Genomic DNA, 22,777 nt, shown 5'->3' on the forward strand with positions numbered 1-22,777 from the left:
TGCAATAGGGCATATCAAGAACGTCGCGAGTTTAGGAGGAAATAAAATGAACGCAAACGAGATTATTAGAAACATCGAAGCTGCTGAGCTTAAGGCAGAACTTCCTGAGTTCCAGGTTGGAGACACAGTTAAGGTTTACGGTCGTATCGTTGAGGGTAACCGTACTCGTACACAGGTTTTCGAGGGTACAGTTATTAAGAGACAGGGCGGCAGCAACCGTGAGACATTCACAGTTCGTAAGTCATCAAACGGTGTTGGTGTAGAGAAGACTTGGCCACTTCACAGCCCTAACGTTGAGAAGATCGAAGTAGTTCGTAAGGGTAAGGTTCGTAGAGCTAAGCTTTACTACCTCAGAGATCTTACAGGTAAGAAGGCAAAGGTTAAGGAGAGAATCTAATCTCGAAATTCATGGAACAGTCACGAAATGTGACTGTTCTTTTACTTTTAAGGACTTTTAATGGAAATTATATGCAAAGTGCGGTATATTTATACTAAAGATTAAAAAGGGATTTTGTATGTTTTCATCAAATAAAGGATTATTTAAAAGACACTCATTCAAGAAAAAAGACGGTCTTAATTTTCGCAGAAGACGTAGAAAGATAGATTTTGATAAAGTTAGATATGTTCTGATTTTTGCTTTGGAATTAGCTCTTGTTATTGCCTTGGCCTATGGCGTGGTAATTTCTTTCGGAAAACAGGTAGAATGTGCTAATGCTTCTATGGAGCCTACCTACCAAACATCCGATATATTACTTGTAAACACTATTGCTTACAAGCTATCTAAGCCTCAGCAGTCAGATGTTATCGCATTTAAACCAAAATCGAATGTAAACGCCAGTTATAGTGTTAAGAGAGTAATTGCTACTCCAGGCGACACTATATACATTAATAATGGCCGTATTTACATAAATGATGAGCTTTACAAGGAACATCTTGAGGTAGAGCGAATCGAAAATCCTGGTATTGCAGCTGCACCAATCACTCTTATGGATGATCAGTATTTTGTTCTTGGAGACAACCGCAATTCTTCAGAAGATTCAAGATATGAAAGTGTGGGCTTTGTAGCCAGTGAAGATATTTTAGGAAGGGTATGGATGCGATATCCATTCTAGAGGTGGTTTATGGAATTTCAATGGTATCCAGGGCATATGACGAAAGCAAAGCGTCAGATGCAGGAAGATATTAAACTTATAGATTTAGTTATTGAAGTTATTGATGCCCGTTGTCCTGTTTCCAGCCGCAATCCTGACATTAACGGACTTGCAAATGGAAAGCTTAGACTTATTTTATTAAACAAGTCTGACTTGGCAGATAAGGGCGTTAACCAGAAATGGAAAGAATACTTTAAAGAGCAGGGATTCTACTGTGTAGAACTGGATTCTCGTGACAGAAAGAATATGAAGGGCGTGCAGGCTACATTGGATGAAGTTTGTGCAGCCAAATTCGAAAGAGACAGAAAACGTGGTATCAAGAATCGTCCAGTAAGAGCTATGGTTGTAGGCATTCCAAACGTAGGAAAATCTACATTTATTAATTCCTTTGCAGGAAGGGCTGTTGCAAAGACTGGTAATAAGCCAGGTGTTACAAAGGGAAAACAATGGATTAAACTTAACAAATCCGTTGAGCTTTTGGATACACCAGGTATTCTATGGCCAAAGTTCGAAGACAACACAGTTGGTCTTCATTTAGCATTTATCGGTTCTATAAATGACGCGATTATTGAGACAAGAGAGCTTTCTTTAGAGCTTGCTGATTTCCTTAAGGAAAATTATCCAGGAATTCTCAATAAACGTTATGAGATAGATGAAAATGCTGTTAATCATGAGATTATCACAGAAATAGCTGCTAAGAGAAACTTTGTCAAAAAGGGATCTGAGCTTGATTTTGACAAGGCGGCAGCTGTCTTAATTGATGAATTTAGAAATGGAAGCTTAGGAAATATATCACTTGAGAGGCCTTAAAAATGAACAACACAATTGACTTTAACGAAGAAGAACAGATTAAAAAAGATATAGAAAGAGCTAGACGTAACGTAAATAATTCTCCATCGGAGACTAAGCCATCAAGAAATAAGGGTGAGGTTTTTGAGGAAGAGGAAGAACCTATTACAAAGGCTGTGGTATTTAAAGAAATACTTAGCGTAATCATTAATGTATTAGTATGCTTTTTAGTTGTATTTTTGATTACTCAATTTATAGGTCAGAGAACTGTTGTTAGTGGTTCATCTATGGAAGACACACTTACAGACGGTGATAATCTTATTGTAGATAAAATCAGCTACAGAATTCATGATCCAGAGCGTTTTGATGTTGTGGTTTTCCCATATAAGTATGAGGAGGACACATATTACATCAAGCGTGTCATCGGACTTCCTGGAGAATGGGTTTATATTGATGGCTCAGGAAACATCTATATTAATGATGAGCTCCTTGAGGAAAGCTATGGTACAGAGACTATTTTAAATGCAGGTCTCGCAAACACAGATATTCTTCTTGGACCAGATGAGTATTTCGTTCTTGGTGATAATCGTAACAACAGTACAGATTCAAGATTTGAAGCTGTTGGAAATATAAAGGGAGATGATATTGTTGGCAAGGCTTGGCTTCGAGTATATCCATTCGGAGACTTTGGTCTTGTAGACAATATTGAATAATCATGGGCGAAAAGAAGATTACTGAGATTCAAAAGGAATTCAAAGAAGCAGATATTGATATTATTCCTGATTTTATTCAGGAGTATATCAATGATGGCAGACCAGGTGTCTCTAAGATTATTGGTCAGGCTCAGAAGAAGATGGAGAAGCTCCGTATTGAAAAGGATCGTATCGAACGTCTTAAGGAATACGAATACAAATACTGGGATCAGTATGAATTCATCGGTGGAATAGACGAAGTTGGAAGAGGTCCTCTTGCAGGTCCTGTTGTTACAGCTTGCGTTATTTTACCTAAGGACTGCGATATTCTTTACATTAACGACTCTAAAAAGCTTACAGCTACAAAGAGAGAGGAGCTTTATGAGGAAATAATGGAAAAGGCAGTTTCAGTTAGTATTGGTGCTGCTTCTGAAGCCCGCATTGATGAAATCAATATTCTTCAGGCTACATATGAAGCAATGAGACAGGCTATTGAGGAAAGCAAGGTAGAGCCTCAGATGCTTCTTAACGATGCAGTTACAATACCACAGGTAAAGATTCCTCAGGTACCTATTATCAAAGGTGATGCTAAATCTATTTCTATTGGTGCAGCCAGCATTATTGCCAAGGTTACCAGAGATAGAATGATGATTGAGTACGATAGCATTTATCCAGAATATCATTTTGCTAGTAATAAGGGCTATGGTTCAGCTGAGCACATTGAAGCTCTTAAAAAATATGGTCCATGTCCTATACATAGAAGATCTTTTATCGGAAACTTTGTTTAAGTTTGCTGGGGTGAGTTATGAACATCAATACTGGGCTTAATCCATATGGTAATGGCTACAATATTAATGCAGCTGATACCACGAAGATGAGCCAGAGCCAGTCTCTTACAGGGTCTGTTACAGACAACTTGAAAGAGGGGGAGATTTTCGAGGGCTCTGTCAATTCTATTGAGAATGGCAAGGTTACTATTGGACTTGCCAATGGTCAGACTATGACTGCCCGTCTGGATTCTGGCGTTAGTCTTGTGCCCGGTCAGTCTGTTTTCTTTCAGGTAAAGAGTAATGATGGTAATTTAGTTCAGATTCGTCCCGTTTCTTTGAATAGCCTTGACGCTAATCCTACACTTCTAAAGGCTCTTGATATGGCGAATATTGCTGTAAATGAAAGGACCATTAATATGGTCAATTCTTTGATGCAAAATTCCCTTTCGATTAATCCTGAAAATTTGACAGTTATGAATAGAGCTATGCTTAATAATCCTCAGGTCGAACCTCAGACCCTTGTCACAATGGCAAAATATGGTCTTGAGCTTACGCCTGAGAATATTTCCATGTTCCAAAACTATGCCAATGATAAAGCAGCTCTTGCAAATAATTTTGATGTTATATCAGAGATGCTTCCTGATCTTATGACTTCTGAGGAAGTGAGCACATCTGATGTAATAAATTTAAATAATCAGTTACGTGCTATTTTTATTGATGGAGCGGCAGAAGAATCTGCTAATCCTAATATGGCTGTTCAGGGCCAGGTTACAGAGGAGCAGGCCGCACAGCAGGCAAACCAGGAAGCTGCTCAGGTTCAAAATTTCACTACCATTGTTAACGAAGGTGTTAACCCTCAGGTTATCGGTGCCCAGCAGAATTCAGTCGCTACAGAAAATTTGAACCAGCTTCAGGGGCAGGTTATTGCTGAAGTCGTATCTGAAGAACAAGCCACAGAAGGTGCAGAAATAGCAAAAGAGGCAAATACTCAGCAGCAGGCACAAGTTGTAGCTGAGCAGACAAAAGAGGCTGTTATTCAAGAAAATATAGGTACACAGACACTTAACAGTTTTGCAGGTGAGAAACAAATCGCTTCTTTTAATACAATATTGAGTACAATGCCTGATTTCCCTAAGGATAATCTTGAGATTTTCGGGGAAGATGGTACATTAAAGGCTGATGCCAACATAAAAGAAGTCTTTCGAGAAATATCTGATTATTTAAATGAGCATCCAGATATTCCAAAAGAGACATTAAATGATATAATAAAAGCTCCGCTTTATAGGGGGCTACTTAAAAATCTTATAGCAGACAGCTTTACCATGGAGCCAAAGGATGTTACCAAGACCGGTCAGCTGTCCAAATTATACGAGAGAGTTTTAAAGCAGACAGAAGCATTAGAAAAGCTTATGTCGAGCTTTAATAATAAAGCAGCTGAGACTATTAAGAGTCAGACTGCGGAAATAAAACAGAATATTAACTTCATGAATAATGCTAATGAAATGTATAATTTTGTGCAGATTCCTTTGAAAATGTACAATCAGAATACAGATAGCATGTTATATGTTCGTCAGAATAAAAAAAGCAGCTATGAGGAAGGTGAAGAAATTACAGCATTCCTTCATTTTGATATGGAGTATCTAGGTCCTACTGATGTATTTATCTCTTTGAAAGAGATGAAGGTAGGATGTAAGTGGAATCTTGCTGATGAATCAGTATTGAAGCTCATCGAGGATAATATAGATATTCTTACAGAGAGACTTGCTGCCAAGGGATTTACATGTACATCAGAAATGACCTGCGGACAGCCTAAGACAAGCTTTGTAGAGGATTTCCTGGGAGCGGCTCCTGTCATAACTGAAAATTCCAGCAGCGACGGTATTGTTCACAGATACAGCTTTGATATGAGAGCATAATCATGAGGGTGAATTATGGCTGAGGAAAAAACATTCGACAAAAATAAAACAGCGGTTGCACTTTCCTATGAAGCTGGTGATGCTGCGCCTAAAATCCTGGCCTCTGGCAAGGGATATGTGGCTGAGCAAATTATTGAGGAAGCAAAAAAGGCTGATGTTCCTTTTTATCAGGACAATGAGCTGGCTCAGACATTGAGCAAGCTTAATATTGGCGATGCTATTCCTCCTGAGTTATACGAGGTTGTTGCAGAGATTTTAGTCTTTGTTAACGATATGGAAAAGCTTAAAGCTAAGCTTGGTAGATAAAGATTTATGAATAACAGAAGACAGGGAAATGATTTTGAAAGTCTTGCTGCTGATTATCTCAAACGCAATGGTATGTTGGTTCTTGAACAGAACTATTACTGCAAAATGGGCGAGATAGATATTGTGGCGCGAGATAAAGAGTATCTTGTTTTTGTGGAGGTTAAATATCGCAAGAACAAAATGACTGGTTCTGCAGCTGAGGCTGTGAACTTTAATAAAATGAGAAAAATCTCACGATGTGCTGATGTCTGGATGATGCAGCATAAAGTGAGTGGAGATACAAGTGTCAGGTTTGATGTAGTAGCAATAGAGGAAGGACATTTAACGCATTATAAAAATGCATTTGAGTATATACCAATATGTTAAATTCAAGTCATAAAATCAAACAGGTAATGGAAGGAAGCCCGGCTCAGCTGGCAGGCCTTGTACCTGGAGATATAATTACAAAAATCAATAATGTAGAGCTGGTTGATATCTTTGATTATCATTATTATTCAGATGATGCAGATATCACAGTAGAGCTTCTTCATGAGGATGGCAGCACAGGTGTTGTTATTGTAAAAAAAGAAGAGGGCGAAGATCTTGGAGTTATCTTCTGCAATGGTCTTATGGATGATTATAAATCATGTTCTAATAAATGCGCTTTCTGCTTTATTGACCAGATGCCACCTGGTATGAGAGAGACTCTCTATTTCAAGGATGATGACACACGTCTTTCATTCCTTCAGGGTAATTACGTTACTCTTACAAATATGAAGATGGCTGATTTGGACAGAATTATAGCCTATAAGCTAGGACCAATTAATATTTCTGTTCATGCTACAAATCCAGAGCTTAGAATGAAGCTTTTACACAACCGCTTCGCTGGAGATATTTTAGATAAAATCAGGAAGCTTTATGAAGCAGAGATTCCTATGAATGCTCAGGTCGTTTCATGTCCTGGTCTTAATGATGGGCCAGAGCTTGACAGAACAATCAGTGATTTGCTTCAGTTTGCTCCTGTTATGAGTTCAATGTCAGTTGTACCTGTAGGTATTACAAAGTACAGAGATGGACTTTTCCCACTTAGAACCTACACTGCTGAGGAAGCTTGCGCTGTTATTGATCAGATTGAAAAATGGCAGCAGATTGCCATGGAAAAAGTTGGCAATCACTTTGTACAGGCTTCAGATGAATGGTATATTTTAGCAGGTCGTCCACTTCCAGAGGCTGACAGATATGATGGATTCATACAGCTTGAGAACGGAGTTGGAATGCTTCGTCTTTTAAAGGAAGAAGTGCTTGATGCCTTAGAGGATATCAAAAAGCCATTCTTTATGAAGCGCCGCAAGGTCACCATTGCTACAGGAAAGCTAGCAGCTCCATTTATGCAGGAACTTGGAGATTTGATTACTGAAAAGTTCAACAAAGTTTCAGTAGAAGTTGTGCCTATCACAAACGATTTCTTCGGAGAGGAAATCACTGTATCAGGTCTTATTACAGGCCAGGATCTTATCGCACAGCTTAAGGACAGAGATTTAGGAGACAATCTTCTTTTATCATGCACAATGCTTCGTGCACAGGAAGAGGTTTTCCTTGATGATATAACACTTTCAGAGCTGGAGTCAGCTTTACAAGTGAAGACCCGTATTGTACAATCAGACGGGCGTGATTTAGTTTACGCTATAATTGGACGTTAATTCAGAAAAGAGGTAATATATGTCAAGACCAGTAGTAGCTATTGTAGGTCGTCCTAATGTTGGAAAATCTACTTTATTTAATGCTCTTGCAGGAGAAAGAATATCTATTGTAAAAGATACTCCAGGTGTTACAAGAGACCGTATATATGCAGATGTTTCATGGCTGAATTATGATTTCACCATGATTGATACAGGTGGTATCGAGCCAGATACAAAGGATATTATCCTTTCACAGATGCGTGAGCAGGCTCAGATTGCCATCGATACAGCTGACGTTATCATTTTCCTTGTAGATGTAAAGCAGGGATTACAGGATAGTGATTCAAAGGTAGCTGATATGCTTCGCCGAAGCCATAAACCAGTTATTCTTGTAGTTAACAAGGTGGATAGCTTTGAGCGTGATATGGCTGATGTTTACGAGTTCTATAATCTTGGAATCGGCGATCCTATTCCAGTTTCAGCATCAAGCCGTCTCGGATTTGGTGATATGCTTGATAAGGTAGTAGCTTACTTCCCTGAGCCATCTGCTGAGGAGGAAGAGGATGATACTCCTAAGATTGCAGTTATTGGAAAGCCAAATGTAGGAAAGTCATCACTTATCAATAAGCTTTGTGGTGAGGAGCGTGTAATCGTTTCTGATATCGCTGGTACTACACGTGATGCTGTAGATACAAGAGTTCGTTATAATCACAAGGATTATATTTTCATCGATACAGCAGGTCTTCGTCGTAAGAGTAAGATTAAAGAGGACCTTGAGAGATACTCTATCGTTCGTGCCGTAGCTTCTGTAGAAAAGGCAGATGTTGTTATCATTATGATTGATGCTACAGAGGGTGTTACTGAGCAGGATGCAAAGATTGCCGGTATTGCTCATGAGCGTGGAAAGGGTATAATTATTTGTGTAAACAAGTGGGATGCCATTGAGAAGAATGATAAGACAATGAAGGAGCACGAGACTAAGATTCGACAGATTCTTTCATTCATGCCTTACGCTTCAATTCTTTTTATTTCTGTAAAGAGTGGACAGCGTCTTGGAAAGATTTACGAGACAATCGATGCAGTTATCGAGAACAACTCAATGCGTATTGCCACAGGTGTACTTAATGAAATCGTTACTGAGGCAGTTGCTCTTCAGCAGCCACCTACAGATAAGGGTAAGAGACTTAAGATTTTCTATACAACTCAGGTAGCTGTAAAGCCACCTACATTCGTTATTTTCGTAAATGAAAAGTACTTAATGCACTTCTCATATGTACGATACCTTGAGAACCGAATCAGAGATGCATTTGGCTTCGAAGGAACATCTCTGAAATTTATAATTAGAGAGAGAAAGGAAAACGAATAATGATTATTGGGAGAATTATTGCTGTATTAATTGGTTACTGCTTTGGTATGGTTCTGATGGGGTATTTTATCGGAAAGTCAAAGCATATTGATCTCACAAAGGTAGGCAGCGGTAATGTGGGTTCTACAAACACAATGCGTAACTTAGGCGTTCCTGCCGGACTTATTACTTTACTTTGGGACTGCTTTAAGTGTGTTGTTGCGTGCTTTGTTGTATGGCTCACTTATCACAGATTCTTCGATGATGTAAGCATTTACATGGTTTATGCAGGTCTTGGTACTGTTTTAGGACATGATTTCCCATGTTATATGCATTTTAAGGGTGGTAAGGGTGTAGCATCTACACTTGGATTTATCATCGCGTTATTCCCTATGGGACTTCCGATTCCAGCATGTATTTTTATTGGAATCGTTGCAATTACACGTTACGTATCCCTTGGTTCAATCATTGGATGTTTATCATTTGCAGTTGAAATGCTTGTTGGAGCATACCTAGGATTAGTTCCATTTGAAGGTTCAGAGCTTGTTGAAGTACTTGTTATTTGCTGCTTCGTATCAGGCCTCGCCATCGTACTCCATCATGCGAACATTAAGCGATTAATCAATGGCAATGAAAATAAATTCTCTTTTCATCCAGAAACTAGAGCGTAATTTTTATAAGGACTAGAGGTATTTTATGGCTAGAATTAGTGTTTTAGGAGCTGGTAGCTGGGGCATAGCCTTAGCTGTTATGCTTAATAAGAATGGACATGAGGTTAAGGTTTGGTCCCACAGACAGTCACAGGTGGACCAGATGAATGACACTCATACCAGCGATAAGATTAAGGGAGTAAAGCTTCCTGAATCTATGATTTTCACTGCAGACATTGAGGATGCTGCTAAATCAGCAGATGTTGTTTTAATGGCAGTTCCTTCAAAGGCTACCAGAGAGACAGCTGAAAAGATTAAGCCTTTCGTTAATGATAATCAGATTTTTATAACTGTAACAAAGGGTATCGAAGAGGAGACTCTTTTCACTCAGACAGAGATTTTAGAGGATGTCTTAGGCGCAGGAAAACGTATATGCGTTTTATCTGGTCCTAGCCACGCAGAGGAGGTTGTTGTATTCAAGCCTACTCTTGTAGTTGCTGGTTCTACTGACAGACAGACTTCTCTTTTTGTTCAGAACCTTTTCATGAACAAATATTTCAGAGTTTACTCATCTCCAGATGTAAAGGGTATCGAGGTTGGTGCAGCACTTAAGAACGTTATTGCTCTTGCTGCCGGTATGTCTGATGGTCTTGGATTTGGAGATAATGCAAAAGCAGCTCTTATTACTCGTGGTATCAAGGAGATTTCAGCACTTGCTGTTGCCATGGGAGGACAGGCCGAAACACTTGCTGGTCTTACTGGTGTAGGTGATCTTATCGTTACATGTTCATCAATGCACTCTAGAAATAGAATGGCAGGTTTTTATATTGGACAGGGCATGTCTAAGGACGATGCCATGGAAAAAGTAGCCATGGTTGTTGAGGGTGTTTACTCAGCAAAGGCTGCAAAGAAGCTTGCTGAAAAATATGAAATTGAAATGCCAATCGTAGATGTGGTAAATGCAGTTCTCTTTGATGGCATGGCTGCAAAAGATGCTGTTTACGAGCTTATGACTCGTTCAAAGAAGGATGAAACTTCAGATTTAGAATGGTAAATATTTTAAGACTAGCTCAGAAGGCTAGTCTTTTTTATTGCACAATAACTCCCAGATGTGTAGAATAGCATTAATATTTTACGGAAGGAGTGACGGTATGATTATTAAAGGCATGGATAACGACAAAGAATTTGACTGGGGCAACACATCTAAGGATTATGCCAAGTACAGGGATATTTATCCTCAGGAGTTTTATGATTACATTCTAGGCCTTGGTGCTTGCAAGGATGGTCAGAAAGTTCTAGATGTAGGAACAGGTACCGGAGTTCTTCCAAGAAACATGTATAAATATGGTGCCAACTGGACAGGAACTGATATTGCAGCAAATCAGATTGAACAGGCTAAAAGATTGGCTAAGGAGTCAGAGATGGACATTGATTTCTTTGCCTGTCCTGCTGAAGATATTGATTATCCTGAAAATACATTTGATCTAATTACAGCTTGTCAGTGTATCTGGTACTTGGATGCTAAAGTAATAGCGCCAAAGTTTGCAGGGATGGTGAAAGCTGGAGGAAGATTTTTGATTTTGTATATGGGATGGCTTCCACTTGAAGATGAGGTGGCAGGAAAAAGTGAGGAGATTATACTTAAATATAATCCAAATTGGACAGCTCATAGTGATTATGTTCATCCTGTTTGGGTACCTGATGAGTTCTTAGAATATTTTGACCTGGTTTCTAGAAATGAATTCAGGATTGATATTCCATTTACAAGGGAAGGCTGGCATGGACGTATGAGAGCCTGCAGAGGAGTAGGTGCTTCTATGTCGCCTGAAACTGTTGCTAAATGGGACAAGGAACACTTTGCTATGCTTGAAGCAAATGCACCTGAAAAATTTAATATTAAGCACTATGTATCTATTGCAGAATTGAAGGTTAAGAAGTAGAAGGAAGCTGAACGTAAAACAAAGAAACACGCAAAAATAGCAGGTTTAAACAAGTTCTTAAGGATATATTATGCAAGAGTAAGTGAAGTGTATAAATAGAAAAATATAGTTAAAGGCTGGTCTACCGCCAGCCTTATTATGATGCAATTAATTATTTAAAAAGTATATTTGAAATTCATACTTGATTTTTGTTAGCAGGTTTTTGTACAAATTTTGAGAGCTTCTAAATTTAAACATGGATTGATTAACATCTTTTTAGTTTCGCCTAACATGAATCCTCTAGAAGGTGAAGGTGGCTATACAATTCAATTTGCACCAGATAATAAGGTTATTCGATTCTTCAGATTTGGCCGCGATGATATGTTTAGAGGTCAATTAAAGGCACCAATTGGAGATGGTAAATATCATAATCTAGAAATTAAAAAGAAGAATAATAACATTTCTGTTTTTGTAGATGATGTGAATAGTCTTGATTACACTTTAGAGGATGCTAACGATTTAGAGGAAGGATATGTTGGACTTGGACTTTGGGATGGTGAATTAAATGTTCAAACCTTCTATGTAGATTCCAAGGATACAGAAAAACCGGCGGAGGATAAGCCTGCTACTCCTTCTACCAATAACAATAAATCAGATATTTCATCATCAAATAGTGGAAGCTCATCTGGTTCATCAAATTCAAATAGAGCCTCTAACACTGCTTCAAATAATGGCCAGACACAGGTGAAAATTGCAGATGAGTCTGTAGCACAGGCACTACCTAAACAAGAAGCTACAGGTAAAATAAGAACTAAAAATTCTTCGAAGAAGCCTTCAGAAAAAGAAGAACAGGCTGTTACTGAAGATCTTTCTACTAGGGATAATTCCTTAGATGAAAAAGCCTCAGAAGAAATACAGGATGAAACTGTACCTAAGGCAGCAGTTGAGACAGAAAATGATTCTGCTACTGAGTCTATAGCTGAAGAAAGTACTTCTAATAATGCAGTAATTGCTATTTTATGTGTACTTGGTATTTTACTTGCCTGTGGACTAGTAATACTGATGATTAGAAAGAAGAAAATGTAATTATTTCTCGGGCAGTCCTCTGTATTGGGGATTGCCTGATTTTTATTATATGAAATTAAATTGTACATGGTTTTTTATATTATAGTTTGTTACAATGATGAAAATATATTTTGAAGGAAGTGTTTTATGAAAGCGTATTTTGCAGGCGGATGCTTTTGGTGTGTTACACCTATCTACAAGATTTATGGAGTAGATTCTGTTGTGTGCGGATACTCTGGAGGAGATGAAGTTAATCCTACTTATGAGGATGTAAAATCTCAGAAGACTGGTCATCGTGAGACCATTGAGCTAACATATGAGAAGGAAAATGTTTCTTTTGATAAGCTTCTAGATATTTATTTTGCTAATGTAGATCCATTTGATGGTGAAGGACAGTACATCGACAAGGGATTTTCTTATACGCTGGCTATCTACTATCAAAATGATGAAGAAAAGCAGATTGCTGAGAGTAGAATAAAGGCTTTGGAAGAGGAATCAGGTAAAAAAGTTCAGGTGGCTTTAGAGCCATTTAAATCTTTCTATCCAGCTGAAGAAGAACATCAGGACTACTACTTAAAGAATCCTGAGGCTTTTGAAAAGGAGCTTATTGAAAGCGGTCGTAAAAAATAAGGGGAGATAATTGGGGGAATAAAATGGATAGACCAATATTAAAAAATAAACTCTATCTGTATCTGACAGAATTTTTTGCAGGAATGTCAGTTATGGCGGTAGAGCTTGGCGCCAGTAGACTCTTGGCGCCTTATTTTAGTTCATCACAAATAGTTTGGACTATTATTATCGGAACTATTATGATTGCCATGGCTTTAGGAAATCTTTATGGAGGACGTTCTGCTGATAAAGATCCTAATCCAGATAAGCTTTATTTACGAATTGTCATTGCGGCTATATGGATTGCAGCTATTCCTGTGGTAGGTAAATATATAATCATAGCTATTTCAGGATTATTGATTTTTACAGTAAGCAATAATTTCCTGATTATAGCTGGCTTTGTAGCCTGTATGGTGATATTCGTATTTCCGTTATTTTTGCTTGGTACTGTAACACCATCACTTGTAAAGTTTTCCGTAGACAGCTTGGATGATAGTGGAACTGTAGTTGGAAAGCTAAATGCCAGCAATACCATTGGAAGCATCATCGGTACATTCGTACCTACATTTATCAGTATTCCAGCTGTTGGAACTTCCATTTCATTTTTGATTTTTGCAGGCATATTATTGGTTCTTTGCATTATCTATTTTGTTACTTCGAAAATAAATTTTTCTCAGGCCAAGAGGGTACCTGTTAGCATAGTTTTGTTTTTAGTCTGCTGCCTTCTTGGTCATAACAACAGCTTTGCGTTTTGGCAGACTGATCTCACCTATGAAGGGGAGTCTATTTATAATTATCTTCAGGTAAGTGAGACAAAGGACAGGGTTATTCTTTCAACCAATGTATTGTTTGGTGTTCAATCCATCTATCAGAAGGAAAAAGGACCAACCGGCATGTATTACGATTATGCCATGGCATCAATTTATATGTCAGGAAATGATGGGCCTAAGAAGATTCTGATTCTTGGAAACGGCAGCGGTACTTTTGCTACACAGTGCAAGAGATATTTTGATGATGTAGATATTACTGGCGTGGAGATTGACCAAAAGATTACAGACTTAGCTGTTGAGTACTTCGAATTACCAGAAGATGTGCCAGTTGTAACCTATGATGGAAGGGCATATTTAAATGCAATAGAAGATAAGTATGATGTAATAATGGTAGATGCTTATCAGGATATAACCATTCCATTTCAAATGTCATCGGTGGAGTTCTTTCAGCTTGTGGAAGATCATTTAAATGATGACGGTGTAATGGTTGTAAACATGAATATGCGAAGTGATTCACCAGATAACATCAACGATTATCTAGCTGATACCATTGGTAACGTATTTACGAATATGCTTACCACCGATGTAAAGGGATGGTCAAATAGAATACTTTTTGCCAGCAACAATCCAGATATGGAGGAAAGATTACTGGCTGCCATGGCAGAAGAAAATGATGACGACATGTTTTTTATGATGGCAAAGGTGTATGATGGACTTACAGTTTACAAACCTGGAAATCTTATTATGACAGATGACAAGGCACCGGTGGAGCTTTTAGGTATGAGAGTAATTGACGAAATCATATCTGATGAGGTATCAGAATATAAAGATCTCTATGAAAAAGAAGGAGTAAAAGGACTATTGAATGTTTTATAAAAGAAAGGAGCATGATTATGCCATTTATTGATTCTAAAATTACAGTACCCGTTACAAATGAACTTAAGGAAGAGATTAAAAGTGAGCTTGGAAAGCTTATCACTACTTTAAATAAGACAGAGACATATCTTATGGTAGGTATTGATGATGCCTATGACCTTTGGCTTGGAGGTAAGAAGCTTGATAAGGGAGCTTATGTTTCTGTAAGTCTTTATGGAAATGCACCAGCAGAGTCATACGACAAGCTTACAGGACAGATTTGCCAGCTCTTTGAAGAGAAGCTTGGTATTCCTGGAAATGCTGTATATGTTACATATCATCCAGTAAGCGACTGGGGATGGAACGGCGGAAATTTCTAATAAAATGATTAAAGGAGCTCTCACTTAGAGGGCTCCTTATTCTATGTTTATGATTACATATTCTGATCTACATCCTGTTTTAAATTTCAGCGCCCAGTCGGATATGCCTGATGTAACAATAAAATCTGTATCATTGATTCTTTTGTAGCCATAGGTAAAATCATTAGCTCCCACAAGGACTCCAATATGACGAATTGGAACCATCTGACCGCCATGGGTATGACCGGAAACCACAAGGTCGGCTTTTGAATTTGCTTCGGAGTCGTAATCGTTTGGTTCATGGTCCATAACGATAATGTATTTATCCTCTGGGATATCTTTAAGTAAATCATCCATGGATTTACGGATATCACCATCTACATTTTTATCAAGTCTTCCTACAAGATAGAAATTGTTATCTATCAATTCATATTCATCTGCCAAAACATGAACGCCGTTAGCTAAAAGCCTTTTCTCTAAATCATCGGCAGTAAAATCTCTGTGATTAAAATAACCTTCATCATGATTTCCGTATGAGTACCAGACTCCATATTTTAGATTCATTTCTCCAAGAGCCTCACAGGCTTTTTCCATATTAGCTTTCTTTGTTCCATCATCTACAAAATCTCCAGCAATCAGGAGGATATCAGGATTTTGACTTTCAATTGTTTTTAAATGTTCTGCAAATCCATCCCCATCAAAGGTAGTGCCAATGTGAGAGTCTGCAATCATAGCTACTTTGACAGGTTCTATACTCTTAGTAGTGGTCAGATCATAATCTTTTTCTACAACAGAAACACAAAGGTAATATCCTGAAACAAGATACAGAATAGATGCAAATATAGCCAGCCAACCCTGCCAGTGAACAGATGTGGTCATTTTTAAGCTTTTCTTAAATATTCTTCCAATAAGTCCAAAAATCAAAAAGAACATAGTGGTATAGATGCTTATTGTTAGCGCATTTATCCATCCCATGGTAAAGAAAAAGAAGATAAATACTCCTACAACTATAACAAGTGCAGCTAACTTGTTTCTGATAAAGGAGAACTTAGCTATTGAATTTATCATATAGATGGAGCCTAAGATTGCGCCCAAGGCTGCACCTAAAAACATAATTAACCAGATCATGAAATACCTCTTTAAAACAAAAATACCTAATGAATATCATACTATGAAAATGTGTTTATTTTTTTATTAATATCGCATCTTTTATGTTGGTTTTTGAAGGGCAGTATAGTAAGATAGTTAGTAATATATTGGACAAGTATAAGCATTTGTAGATTCTTGTTTCGCAGAGTAAAGAGGTGAGTTCTATGAGGACCAGAGAAGAAGCTTTGAAATATGGTTTATCTTTTCCAGATACATATCAGGACGCTCCATTTCATGATGATAACTGGCAACTGGTAAGATATAAAGGAAATAAAAAAGCTTTTCTATGGACTTATGAGAAAGACGGCTTTATGAATTTAAATCTAAAAGTGGATCCTGATAATGCCTATTACTGGAGACGAATCTATAAGTCTGTGATCCCTGGGTATCATCAGAATAAAGACCATTGGAATACAGTGATTCTCGATGGAAGTATTCCTGAAAAGGATATCAAGCTAATGATAGCTGAAAGCTATGATTTGATTTCCTATAGCCCAACAAAACGTATATACGAAGCAGTAAAGCTTATCCCAAAGGGAAAGGTTGCTACATATGGTCAGGTAGCTGCTATTGCAGGAGATAAAAATATGGCAAGGGCAGTGGGAAATGCCCTTCACAAAAATCCTGATCCTACTACCATTCCCTGCCATAGAGTGGTAAATGCCAAGGGGGAAATGGCAGGCCAATATGTTTTTGGAGGTGCATGGAAGCAGGCTGAAATACTTGAATCTGAAGGTGTACATATTGAAGATAATAAAGTAGATTTAAAGCAATATCAGTGGGATTTTTTTGGTGATAAATATAAGGAGTAATGATGATTTTTGAAAAGGCTGTAAAACTTAAAAATGGCAAGGAATGCATACTTAGAAATGCTGAACCTACAGACGCAAGAGAATTCTTAGAGTACTTTGAGCTCTGTCATGCTGAGACAGATTTTCTTACCACATATCCAGATGAAACAGAACATAATCTTGGAAAAATATCTGCAAGATTAGCAGATAACAAGCAAAGTGAAGGTAATGTAGAAATCCTGGCATATGTAGATGGAAGACTTGTAGGAAGTGCAGGCATTCATATGATTCAGGATAGAGATAAATTACGTCACAGAGCTGAATTTGGAATTTCAATTATTAAAGCTTATTGGGGCTTTGGAATCGGGAATTATCTTACAGAAAGCTGTATTGAATGTGCCAAAGAAGCCGGTTATTTACAATTAGAACTTGATGCAGTATCTGATAACAAATCTGCATTGAATCTGTATCGTAAATACGGATTTACTGAGTTTGGAAGAAATCCAAGAGGTTTTAGAACAAGAGAAGGTAATTGGCAGGAGCTTGTATTGATGAGGCTTGAGTTTTAAGGCTTTTGAAATAATTAACAATAAATAAGATTAAATTGCTTACTAAGGAGGACTAGAAATGACAGCAGAAGAATTATGGAAAAAATCTGGACTTACAGGTGAATATGAAGCCTGGGGGTTCGGTGATGATGAACTTACAGAATTGGTTAGTTCTGGTAAAAAGACAGCTACTTCATCAGCGTATGCCTGTTATGAGGCTGAAGAGGAAGATTTACCAGAGGTTGGTGAGACAAGCATCCTTTTAGATGACAATGATGATGCAATTTGCATTATGCGAACCACAAAGGTTTATACAGTTCCTTTCAAGGAGGTTTCAGCTGAACATGCTGCAAAAGAAGGAGAGGGAGACCTTTCTTTAGATTATTGGAGAGAAGTTCATAAGGAGTTTTTCACAGAAGAGCTAGAGGAAATAGGTGAAAGTTTTAGCGAAGATATGCTTGTAGTCTGTGAAGAATTTGAAGTAATAAATGTATAAGGAGAAAGCTTTATGGAGACTTGGTATTACACAGTAGTCAGTATTGATGGAGATTATGCTAATTTAAAGAGAACTGATATAGATTCGGATGAGCTAAAGCTTGTGGCAAGAGCTTTGCTTCCTGCTGATATTGAAGAAGGCACAAATCTTAAGTATGAGTTGATGCAGTATTATATTGTTTAATAGATGCCAAAGTGGATGCTGAAAAGCAAATAATAACTTTTGAGGGTAAATAATATGAGTAAAAAATTAGCAGTACTTTTTCCAGGAATAGGCTATCACAATGACAAGCCTCTTATGTATTACACAAAGAAGATTGCATCTAACCATGATTATGAAATTATTCAGCTTAGTTATGACCTTTCAGAGGCGGCTTCTTCAATAAAAAATGATGCAGATAAAACAAAAGATGCCATAAATGAAGCTTTTACACAGGTAGTTGACGCACTAAAGGATGTTAATTTTGACAATTATGAAAGAATTATCTTTGTAGGAAAGAGTATTGGAACTGCTATTATGGCCAAATACGAGATGACCTATGAGCTTGATGTGGATATGATTATTTACACACCTATTCCATATACATTCAGTTATCTTGGTCCATGTGAAGGGCTATTATTCCACGGAAGTAGTGATCCTTTCTGTGATACTGATATGTGTGTTCAGCTTTGTGACGAAATGTCACTTACATATGCTGTTATTCCAGAAGCAAATCATTCTTTGGAAACTGGGGATGTCCAAACCGATATTGCAAATATGGCAAAGGTAATGAATGCAGTAGATAAAATATTTTCCTTATAGATTTATTCTTAAAATAGAGTAAAATATTAAATAGTGAAAAAACAGTATTTTAAAGGGAAATATCGGAGGATATAGTTATGAAAGGTATAGTAGTTTATAAATCTAAGTATGGAGCTACAAAGCGGTACGCTCAGTGGATTGCAGAGGAAACTGGATTCGATTGCATTGATTTAAAGCATACCAGAATTGATGATCTTGAAGAGTATGATACTATAGTATTTGGTGGTGGACTTTACGCTCAGGGCATTGCTGGATTGTCATTTTTGAAAAAACATATTGATGCATTAAAGGACAAGCAGCTTTTTGTATTTTGTGATGGTGCTTCACCTATTGAAGAGGGTGCTATCAGCTTTATCTTTGACCAGAACATGAAGGATTATTTGAAGATGCTTCCATTTTTCTATTTCCGTGGTGGCTGGGATATGGATAATATGTCATTCGTGGATAGAAATCTTTGCAAGATGCTTCAGAAATCTGTAGCAAAGAAGGATCCAAAGGATTACGAAGTTTGGGAAAAAGCTTTAATGGAAGCTGGTACTGATAAACATGACTGGACAGATAAGTCATACATTAAGCCATTAATTGAGGCAATTAATACAAGCTACGTATCGTAGTATATATGAATTTAATGAGGTAGAAAGATTTGAAATGTTATTATCACCTTCCGGGGTTATTCGAGTTTTATGAACTATATAAAGTCTTTCTCCCTCTTTTTTATTATCACAGGGAATATTTTTATGATTGGTGTGAGATAGGTTCTATTTATGGCGCTCCTGATGATTGTATTTGGGGTGGTGGACGTGTTGGCTTTGGGGAAGAAAATCCAAAAGATGTAGCGTCGCTAATGGAAAAATACGATATATCATCACGTCTGACCTTTAGTAATTCTTTGTTAAAAGAAGAGCATCTTTCAGACAAAAAATGTAATGCTCTGTGCAAGTTATTTGAAAACAACGGTAATAAGCAAAATGGAATTATCGTATATTCGGATTTGCTTTTAGATTATTTAAAAGAAAAGTATCCAGATTTTTATTTTGTTTCAAGCACTACAAAGGTTCTTACGGATTTTAGTGATTTTGAAAAAGAATTAAATCGTATGGACTTTGCTTATGTGGTTCCTGATTTCAGACTTAACAAAGAATTTGAAAAGCTTAATTCATTGCCTCAGGAGCTGAAAGATAAAGTGGAATTTTTAAGTAATGAATGTTGCTGGTTTGACTGTTACGACAGAAAGAACTGCTATGAAAATGTTAGCAGAAAAAGTCTTGGTGAAGACTGTGAAGATCATATTTGCGTGTCACCAACTGCAGATATTGGATATAGATTCTCAGACGCCATGAAAAATCCAGGCTTTATTGGAATAGATGATATTATAAATACTTATATGCCTAACGGATTTACGAATTTTAAGATTGAAGGCAGAGGCTTGGGCAGTGCAGTAGTTCTGGAATTTTTGTTATATTATATGACAAAACCAGAATACTATCTAAAAGTTAGGGAAGAGATTTATTTAGATAGTATGCTGGATTTATTTTAATTTAAAATTCGCTGTTATTTTGGTAATAGCAGATGCAGTTATCACTGAAATTAAAAGTGAAAACAAATAGGTGAACAGGTACTGTTCGATTCCGAAACGTCCTATCATTTGTTTAATTATAAAGTGATGTACTAAATAAACTGCAAATGAAATTGAGCTGAAAAATTTTAATATTTTTCCCACATTAGTGTTGTAACTAAACTTTGAGAAAATCATATTTAATAAATAAAAAATGGAAATTCCAAGTAAGTTTTTCCATGGAAGAACATTTCCGATAAAAGGCAATTGGATAAACGCTACAGCAATACCTGTGATTAAAGCCAGTGCTGTTTTCAAGTAAGTAGCTTCAAGAATTACAGGATATTCCTGCATCAGCATTCCGAGCCAGAAAAGCATAAGTCCAGTAAAAATGCTGGCGTCTGCTGGAACAGTTGGATGTATACCTTTTATACATTCTGCAAAATATAATATCGTAATTACGATAGTTGTTATTGCAGGACATTTTTTAATGAAAATGCGAAGCAATAAATAGGATACATACAAAAAGAGAATCATGGCTGTGAACCATTCGCCTACACATGAATAAGTAGGCACATAGTAATATTGAAGATATGTATCTACACCAATAAATGAAAGAACAATTCTCCAAATTTCACCGCCCCAGAAATAGTTATTTCTATTAATACTTGTAAGCAAATAAACAAGTATAAAACTAAGCCAAAGAGCTGGATATATAGATAAAAATCGTTTTTTAATATAAGTAATGATATTAGAATTCTTGCTTCCCATGTGAATTAGGTATCCAGAAAGAAGGAAAAATATACTGGTTCCAACACTTCCCCAGCCACCATTTTTATATACACAAAAGATGGATTCACTGGCACCTATTTCCATACAAAAATGGTAGTTAAATATCATAAGTATTGCGAGAATACGAATTATATCAAATTGTGATTTGCGATTTGATTGTACTGTCATTATTTTCACCTCGTATATGAGGTTATCACATAGTTTGTTCATTTGTAAATGCAGGTTTTTAGGAGATTTGTTATGGAGACTAAAATTACAGTAATCGTAGATAATATTTCAAATATGGGTCTGGAGGGAGAATGGGGTTTATGTCTTTTAGTAGAATATGGAGATAAGAAGATTCTTTTAGATGCAGGTGGATCAAATCTATTTCTTACTAATTTAAAAGAATTAGGCTTTGATGTGGCAGACATTGATTATGGAGTTCTCAGTCATGCCCACTATGATCATGGAAATGGTATGCCTGCATTTTTTAAGAATAATTCCAAGGCGAAATTCTATTTAAGAGACGCTGCTGCAGAAAATTGCTATCATAGAAGAAAATTTTTCAGAGTATACATAGGTATTCCAAAACATGTATTAAGGGATTATCCTGACAGAATAGAAAAGGTATCGGGAGATTACAAACTTTGTGATGGAGTATTTCTTATTCCTCACAAATCTTTAGGTTTATCTGAAATTGGTAAACGGGAGAAAATGTTTGTAAAGGAAAATCGTAAGTGGTTTCCTGATGAATTTGCCCATGAGCAGAGCCTTGTTTTAGATACTGATAAAGGACTTGTTATTTTAAATTCATGCTCCCATGGCGGTGTAGAAAATATTATTAACGAGGTTCAATCATCATTTCCTGAAAAACGTATATACGGATATATAGGTGGCCTTCATCTTTTCAATAAGAGTGAAGAGGAAATATTGGAGGTCGCAGATATATTTAAGGAAAAGAACATTGAATATATCTGCACAGGACACTGTACTAAAAACAGAGCCTATGGGATTTTAAAAAATGAATTAGGTGACAAACTGGAGCAACTAAAGGTTGGTCTTGAAATAAATATCTGATGTAGAAGGAGGATAATTATGGACGCTAATATTATCAAGAGAAATGAATTGCTGGCACAGAAGGTTATTAAAGGACTTGAGTCCCGCAACATGAGCGGTTACTACGCTTCAAATAAGGAAGAAGCTTTAAAGAAGGCCTTGGAGCTTATTCCTGAAGGTTCATCTATTTCCATGGGAGGGGCAATGTCAGCTCATGAAATCGGTCTTGTGGAAGCATTAAAAGAAGGAGATTATCATTTCATCGATAGAGATGCTGCAACAGATAAAAGAGCAGCTATGCTTGCCGCTTATGACGCTGATTACTTCCTCAGTAGTGCTAATGCAATTACTGAGGATGGAGTAATGATTAATATTGATGGAAATTCAAACCGAGTTTCTGCAATTGCACAGGGACCAAAGCATGTAGTCTTTATTGTGGGTATGAACAAGGTGTGTCCTGATGTGGATTCTGCTATGAAGCGCGCACGTAATGTGGCTGCTCCAATTAACGCCCAGCGTTTTGGACTTTCCACTCCTTGTGCCAAGACTGGAGCATGTATGGATTGCAAGTCACCTGACACAATTTGCTGCCAGTTTTTAATGACACGTTACTCAAGACACGAAGGAAGAATGCATGTAATTCTTGTAAACGATAATTTAGGTTTCTAAATGAGCAAGTAACTGTCAAGCTCTTAGATTTCTCAAGCAAATCATGTTGGATTAGCGGAGAAATACTAAGGCTTGACAGTGTAA

Annotated in this window: 28 protein-coding genes; 26 read left to right on the plus strand and 2 right to left on the minus strand. The window is 37.1% G+C overall.

Annotated features, from left to right (window positions below):
- Positions 1-46: 46 nt before the first annotated feature.
- The 17 genes from rplS (at position 47) to G592_RS0105940 (ending at position 14,875) form a co-directional block, all read left to right on the plus strand.
- Positions 47-397: a 50S ribosomal protein L19 gene (rplS, locus tag G592_RS0105860; RefSeq protein WP_028246997.1), complete on the plus strand. Its 351-nt coding sequence runs from the start codon at positions 47-49 to the stop codon at positions 395-397.
- A 118-nt stretch (positions 398-515) separates the two neighbouring features.
- Positions 516-1,112 carry a signal peptidase I gene (lepB, locus tag G592_RS15775; protein WP_051194775.1) on the plus strand — a complete coding sequence of 199 codons (597 nt, stop codon included), beginning with the start codon at positions 516-518 and terminating at the stop codon, positions 1,110-1,112.
- 9 nt (positions 1,113-1,121) lie between these two features.
- On the plus strand, positions 1,122-1,961 hold the full coding sequence (gene ylqF, locus G592_RS0105870; protein WP_028246998.1) for a ribosome biogenesis GTPase YlqF: 840 nt from the start codon (positions 1,122-1,124) through the stop codon (positions 1,959-1,961).
- Between the two features lie 155 nt (positions 1,962-2,116).
- Positions 2,117-2,653 carry a signal peptidase I gene (gene lepB / locus G592_RS0105875; RefSeq protein ID WP_051194795.1) on the plus strand — a complete coding sequence of 179 codons (537 nt, stop codon included), beginning with the start codon at positions 2,117-2,119 and terminating at the stop codon, positions 2,651-2,653.
- A gap of 2 nt (positions 2,654-2,655) precedes the next feature.
- Positions 2,656-3,420 (plus strand): ribonuclease HII, encoded by a 765-nt coding sequence (locus G592_RS0105880; RefSeq protein ID WP_028247000.1) that lies wholly within the window; start codon positions 2,656-2,658, stop codon positions 3,418-3,420.
- A 17-nt stretch (positions 3,421-3,437) separates the two neighbouring features.
- Positions 3,438-5,318, plus strand: a complete 1,881-nt coding sequence (locus G592_RS0105885) for a flagellar hook-length control protein FliK (RefSeq protein ID WP_028247001.1) — start codon at positions 3,438-3,440, stop codon at positions 5,316-5,318.
- Between the two features lie 15 nt (positions 5,319-5,333).
- On the plus strand, positions 5,334-5,624 hold the full coding sequence (locus tag G592_RS0105890) for an EscU/YscU/HrcU family type III secretion system export apparatus switch protein (RefSeq protein WP_028247002.1): 291 nt from the start codon (positions 5,334-5,336) through the stop codon (positions 5,622-5,624).
- A 6-nt stretch (positions 5,625-5,630) separates the two neighbouring features.
- Complete coding sequence (locus tag G592_RS0105895) at positions 5,631-5,990, plus strand: YraN family protein (RefSeq protein WP_028247003.1); 360 nt, start codon at positions 5,631-5,633, stop codon at positions 5,988-5,990.
- Positions 5,984-7,303 (plus strand): DUF512 domain-containing protein, encoded by a 1,320-nt coding sequence (locus G592_RS0105900; protein ID WP_028247004.1) that lies wholly within the window; start codon positions 5,984-5,986, stop codon positions 7,301-7,303. The genes G592_RS0105895 and G592_RS0105900 overlap by 7 nt, the downstream gene beginning before the upstream one ends.
- 19 nt (positions 7,304-7,322) lie before the next feature.
- Positions 7,323-8,648, plus strand: coding sequence for a ribosome biogenesis GTPase Der (gene der, locus G592_RS0105905; RefSeq protein ID WP_028247005.1), 1,326 nt, complete (start codon positions 7,323-7,325; stop codon positions 8,646-8,648).
- Positions 8,648-9,298 (plus strand): glycerol-3-phosphate acyltransferase, encoded by a 651-nt coding sequence (locus G592_RS0105910; RefSeq protein WP_036951818.1) that lies wholly within the window; start codon positions 8,648-8,650, stop codon positions 9,296-9,298. The genes der and G592_RS0105910 overlap by 1 nt, the downstream gene beginning before the upstream one ends.
- Before the next feature lie 25 nt (positions 9,299-9,323).
- Entirely contained in the window at positions 9,324-10,331 is a 1,008-nt protein-coding gene (locus tag G592_RS0105915) for an NAD(P)H-dependent glycerol-3-phosphate dehydrogenase (RefSeq protein WP_028247007.1), read from the plus strand.
- Positions 10,332-10,428: 97 nt separating this feature from the next.
- Positions 10,429-11,217, plus strand: coding sequence for a class I SAM-dependent methyltransferase (locus tag G592_RS0105920; RefSeq protein WP_028247008.1), 789 nt, complete (start codon positions 10,429-10,431; stop codon positions 11,215-11,217).
- Positions 11,218-11,430: 213 nt separating this feature from the next.
- The gene (locus G592_RS0105925) at positions 11,431-12,282 is read left to right on the plus strand and encodes a hypothetical protein (RefSeq protein WP_028247009.1); all 852 of its coding nucleotides are present in this window, start codon (positions 11,431-11,433) and stop codon (positions 12,280-12,282) included.
- A gap of 126 nt (positions 12,283-12,408) precedes the next feature.
- Positions 12,409-12,891, plus strand: coding sequence for a peptide-methionine (S)-S-oxide reductase MsrA (gene msrA, locus G592_RS0105930; protein WP_028247010.1), 483 nt, complete (start codon positions 12,409-12,411; stop codon positions 12,889-12,891).
- A gap of 23 nt (positions 12,892-12,914) precedes the next feature.
- Complete coding sequence (locus G592_RS0105935; RefSeq protein WP_028247011.1) at positions 12,915-14,516, plus strand: spermidine synthase; 1,602 nt, start codon at positions 12,915-12,917, stop codon at positions 14,514-14,516.
- A gap of 17 nt (positions 14,517-14,533) precedes the next feature.
- The gene (locus G592_RS0105940) at positions 14,534-14,875 is read left to right on the plus strand and encodes a phenylpyruvate tautomerase MIF-related protein (RefSeq protein WP_028247012.1); all 342 of its coding nucleotides are present in this window, start codon (positions 14,534-14,536) and stop codon (positions 14,873-14,875) included.
- Between the two features lie 36 nt (positions 14,876-14,911).
- Here the strand turns inward: G592_RS0105940 and G592_RS0105945 are convergent, their stop codons facing one another.
- The gene (locus G592_RS0105945; RefSeq protein ID WP_028247013.1) at positions 14,912-15,982 is read right to left on the minus strand and encodes a metallophosphoesterase; all 1,071 of its coding nucleotides are present in this window, start codon (positions 15,980-15,982) and stop codon (positions 14,912-14,914) included.
- Positions 15,983-16,167: 185 nt separating this feature from the next.
- Here G592_RS0105945 and G592_RS15780 point away from each other — a divergent pair, with 185 nt between their 5' ends.
- The 7 genes from G592_RS15780 (at position 16,168) to G592_RS0105980 (ending at position 20,176) form a co-directional block, all read left to right on the plus strand.
- Positions 16,168-16,815 carry a methylated-DNA--[protein]-cysteine S-methyltransferase gene (locus tag G592_RS15780; RefSeq protein WP_036951824.1) on the plus strand — a complete coding sequence of 216 codons (648 nt, stop codon included), beginning with the start codon at positions 16,168-16,170 and terminating at the stop codon, positions 16,813-16,815.
- Positions 16,816-16,817: 2 nt separating this feature from the next.
- A complete protein-coding gene (locus G592_RS0105955) occupies positions 16,818-17,363 on the plus strand; it encodes a GNAT family N-acetyltransferase (protein ID WP_028247014.1) in 546 nt (181 codons plus the stop codon).
- A gap of 58 nt (positions 17,364-17,421) precedes the next feature.
- Positions 17,422-17,838 (plus strand): ASCH domain-containing protein, encoded by a 417-nt coding sequence (locus tag G592_RS0105960; protein ID WP_028247015.1) that lies wholly within the window; start codon positions 17,422-17,424, stop codon positions 17,836-17,838.
- A 12-nt stretch (positions 17,839-17,850) separates the two neighbouring features.
- Positions 17,851-18,021 carry a hypothetical protein gene (locus G592_RS0105965; protein ID WP_028247016.1) on the plus strand — a complete coding sequence of 57 codons (171 nt, stop codon included), beginning with the start codon at positions 17,851-17,853 and terminating at the stop codon, positions 18,019-18,021.
- Positions 18,022-18,075: 54 nt separating this feature from the next.
- The gene (locus G592_RS15785) at positions 18,076-18,639 is read left to right on the plus strand and encodes an alpha/beta hydrolase (protein WP_051194776.1); all 564 of its coding nucleotides are present in this window, start codon (positions 18,076-18,078) and stop codon (positions 18,637-18,639) included.
- Positions 18,640-18,716: 77 nt separating this feature from the next.
- Positions 18,717-19,253, plus strand: coding sequence for a flavodoxin domain-containing protein (locus G592_RS0105975; protein ID WP_036951828.1), 537 nt, complete (start codon positions 18,717-18,719; stop codon positions 19,251-19,253).
- A 29-nt stretch (positions 19,254-19,282) separates the two neighbouring features.
- Positions 19,283-20,176, plus strand: coding sequence for a hypothetical protein (locus G592_RS0105980; protein ID WP_028247018.1), 894 nt, complete (start codon positions 19,283-19,285; stop codon positions 20,174-20,176).
- Here G592_RS0105980 and G592_RS0105985 read toward each other — a convergent pair.
- A complete protein-coding gene (locus G592_RS0105985; protein WP_028247019.1) occupies positions 20,168-21,154 on the minus strand; it encodes an acyltransferase family protein in 987 nt (328 codons plus the stop codon). The two genes, G592_RS0105980 and G592_RS0105985, sit on opposite strands and share 9 nt — an antisense overlap.
- 72 nt (positions 21,155-21,226) lie before the next feature.
- On the opposite strand from G592_RS0105985, the gene G592_RS0105990 reads away from it, so the two are divergent.
- Positions 21,227-22,045, plus strand: coding sequence for an MBL fold metallo-hydrolase (locus G592_RS0105990; protein ID WP_036951831.1), 819 nt, complete (start codon positions 21,227-21,229; stop codon positions 22,043-22,045).
- Positions 22,046-22,063: 18 nt separating this feature from the next.
- On the plus strand, positions 22,064-22,693 hold the full coding sequence (locus G592_RS0105995) for a lactate utilization protein (RefSeq protein WP_028247021.1): 630 nt from the start codon (positions 22,064-22,066) through the stop codon (positions 22,691-22,693).
- The last annotated feature ends 84 nt before the right edge of the window (positions 22,694-22,777 follow it).

The sequence above is a fragment of the Pseudobutyrivibrio ruminis CF1b genome, assembly GCF_000424005.1.
In the GTDB taxonomy this organism is placed as follows: Bacteria; Bacillota; Clostridia; order Lachnospirales; family Lachnospiraceae; genus Pseudobutyrivibrio; species Pseudobutyrivibrio ruminis_C.

What these genes read in the sequence shown, in the direction of transcription:
- G592_RS0105975 (WP_036951828.1), top strand. Translation starts at nt 18,717, where the DNA reads ATGAAAGGTATAGTAGTTTATAAATCTAAGTATGGAGCTACAAAGCGG.
- G592_RS0105940 (WP_028247012.1), top strand. Translation starts at nt 14,534, where the DNA reads ATGCCATTTATTGATTCTAAAATTACAGTACCCGTTACAAATGAACTT.
- der (WP_028247005.1), top strand. Translation starts at nt 7,323, where the DNA reads ATGTCAAGACCAGTAGTAGCTATTGTAGGTCGTCCTAATGTTGGAAAA.
- G592_RS0105920 (WP_028247008.1), top strand. Translation starts at nt 10,429, where the DNA reads ATGATTATTAAAGGCATGGATAACGACAAAGAATTTGACTGGGGCAAC.
- G592_RS0105880 (WP_028247000.1), top strand. Translation starts at nt 2,656, where the DNA reads ATGGGCGAAAAGAAGATTACTGAGATTCAAAAGGAATTCAAAGAAGCA.
- G592_RS0105955 (WP_028247014.1), top strand. Translation starts at nt 16,818, where the DNA reads ATGATTTTTGAAAAGGCTGTAAAACTTAAAAATGGCAAGGAATGCATA.
- lepB (WP_051194775.1), top strand. Translation starts at nt 516, where the DNA reads ATGTTTTCATCAAATAAAGGATTATTTAAAAGACACTCATTCAAGAAA.
- G592_RS0105900 (WP_028247004.1), top strand. Translation starts at nt 5,984, where the DNA reads ATGTTAAATTCAAGTCATAAAATCAAACAGGTAATGGAAGGAAGCCCG.
- G592_RS0105890 (WP_028247002.1), top strand. Translation starts at nt 5,334, where the DNA reads ATGGCTGAGGAAAAAACATTCGACAAAAATAAAACAGCGGTTGCACTT.
- G592_RS0105995 (WP_028247021.1), top strand. Translation starts at nt 22,064, where the DNA reads ATGGACGCTAATATTATCAAGAGAAATGAATTGCTGGCACAGAAGGTT.
- G592_RS0105985 (WP_028247019.1), bottom strand. Translation starts at nt 21,154, where the DNA reads ATGACAGTACAATCAAATCGCAAATCACAATTTGATATAATTCGTATT.
- G592_RS0105945 (WP_028247013.1), bottom strand. Translation starts at nt 15,982, where the DNA reads ATGATCTGGTTAATTATGTTTTTAGGTGCAGCCTTGGGCGCAATCTTA.
- G592_RS0105935 (WP_028247011.1), top strand. Translation starts at nt 12,915, where the DNA reads ATGGATAGACCAATATTAAAAAATAAACTCTATCTGTATCTGACAGAA.
- rplS (WP_028246997.1), top strand. Translation starts at nt 47, where the DNA reads ATGAACGCAAACGAGATTATTAGAAACATCGAAGCTGCTGAGCTTAAG.
- msrA (WP_028247010.1), top strand. Translation starts at nt 12,409, where the DNA reads ATGAAAGCGTATTTTGCAGGCGGATGCTTTTGGTGTGTTACACCTATC.
- G592_RS0105910 (WP_036951818.1), top strand. Translation starts at nt 8,648, where the DNA reads ATGATTATTGGGAGAATTATTGCTGTATTAATTGGTTACTGCTTTGGT.
- G592_RS0105965 (WP_028247016.1), top strand. Translation starts at nt 17,851, where the DNA reads ATGGAGACTTGGTATTACACAGTAGTCAGTATTGATGGAGATTATGCT.
- ylqF (WP_028246998.1), top strand. Translation starts at nt 1,122, where the DNA reads ATGGAATTTCAATGGTATCCAGGGCATATGACGAAAGCAAAGCGTCAG.
- G592_RS0105915 (WP_028247007.1), top strand. Translation starts at nt 9,324, where the DNA reads ATGGCTAGAATTAGTGTTTTAGGAGCTGGTAGCTGGGGCATAGCCTTA.
- G592_RS15785 (WP_051194776.1), top strand. Translation starts at nt 18,076, where the DNA reads ATGAGTAAAAAATTAGCAGTACTTTTTCCAGGAATAGGCTATCACAAT.
- G592_RS0105885 (WP_028247001.1), top strand. Translation starts at nt 3,438, where the DNA reads ATGAACATCAATACTGGGCTTAATCCATATGGTAATGGCTACAATATT.
- G592_RS0105960 (WP_028247015.1), top strand. Translation starts at nt 17,422, where the DNA reads ATGACAGCAGAAGAATTATGGAAAAAATCTGGACTTACAGGTGAATAT.
- G592_RS15780 (WP_036951824.1), top strand. Translation starts at nt 16,168, where the DNA reads ATGAGGACCAGAGAAGAAGCTTTGAAATATGGTTTATCTTTTCCAGAT.
- G592_RS0105990 (WP_036951831.1), top strand. Translation starts at nt 21,227, where the DNA reads ATGGAGACTAAAATTACAGTAATCGTAGATAATATTTCAAATATGGGT.
- G592_RS0105895 (WP_028247003.1), top strand. Translation starts at nt 5,631, where the DNA reads ATGAATAACAGAAGACAGGGAAATGATTTTGAAAGTCTTGCTGCTGAT.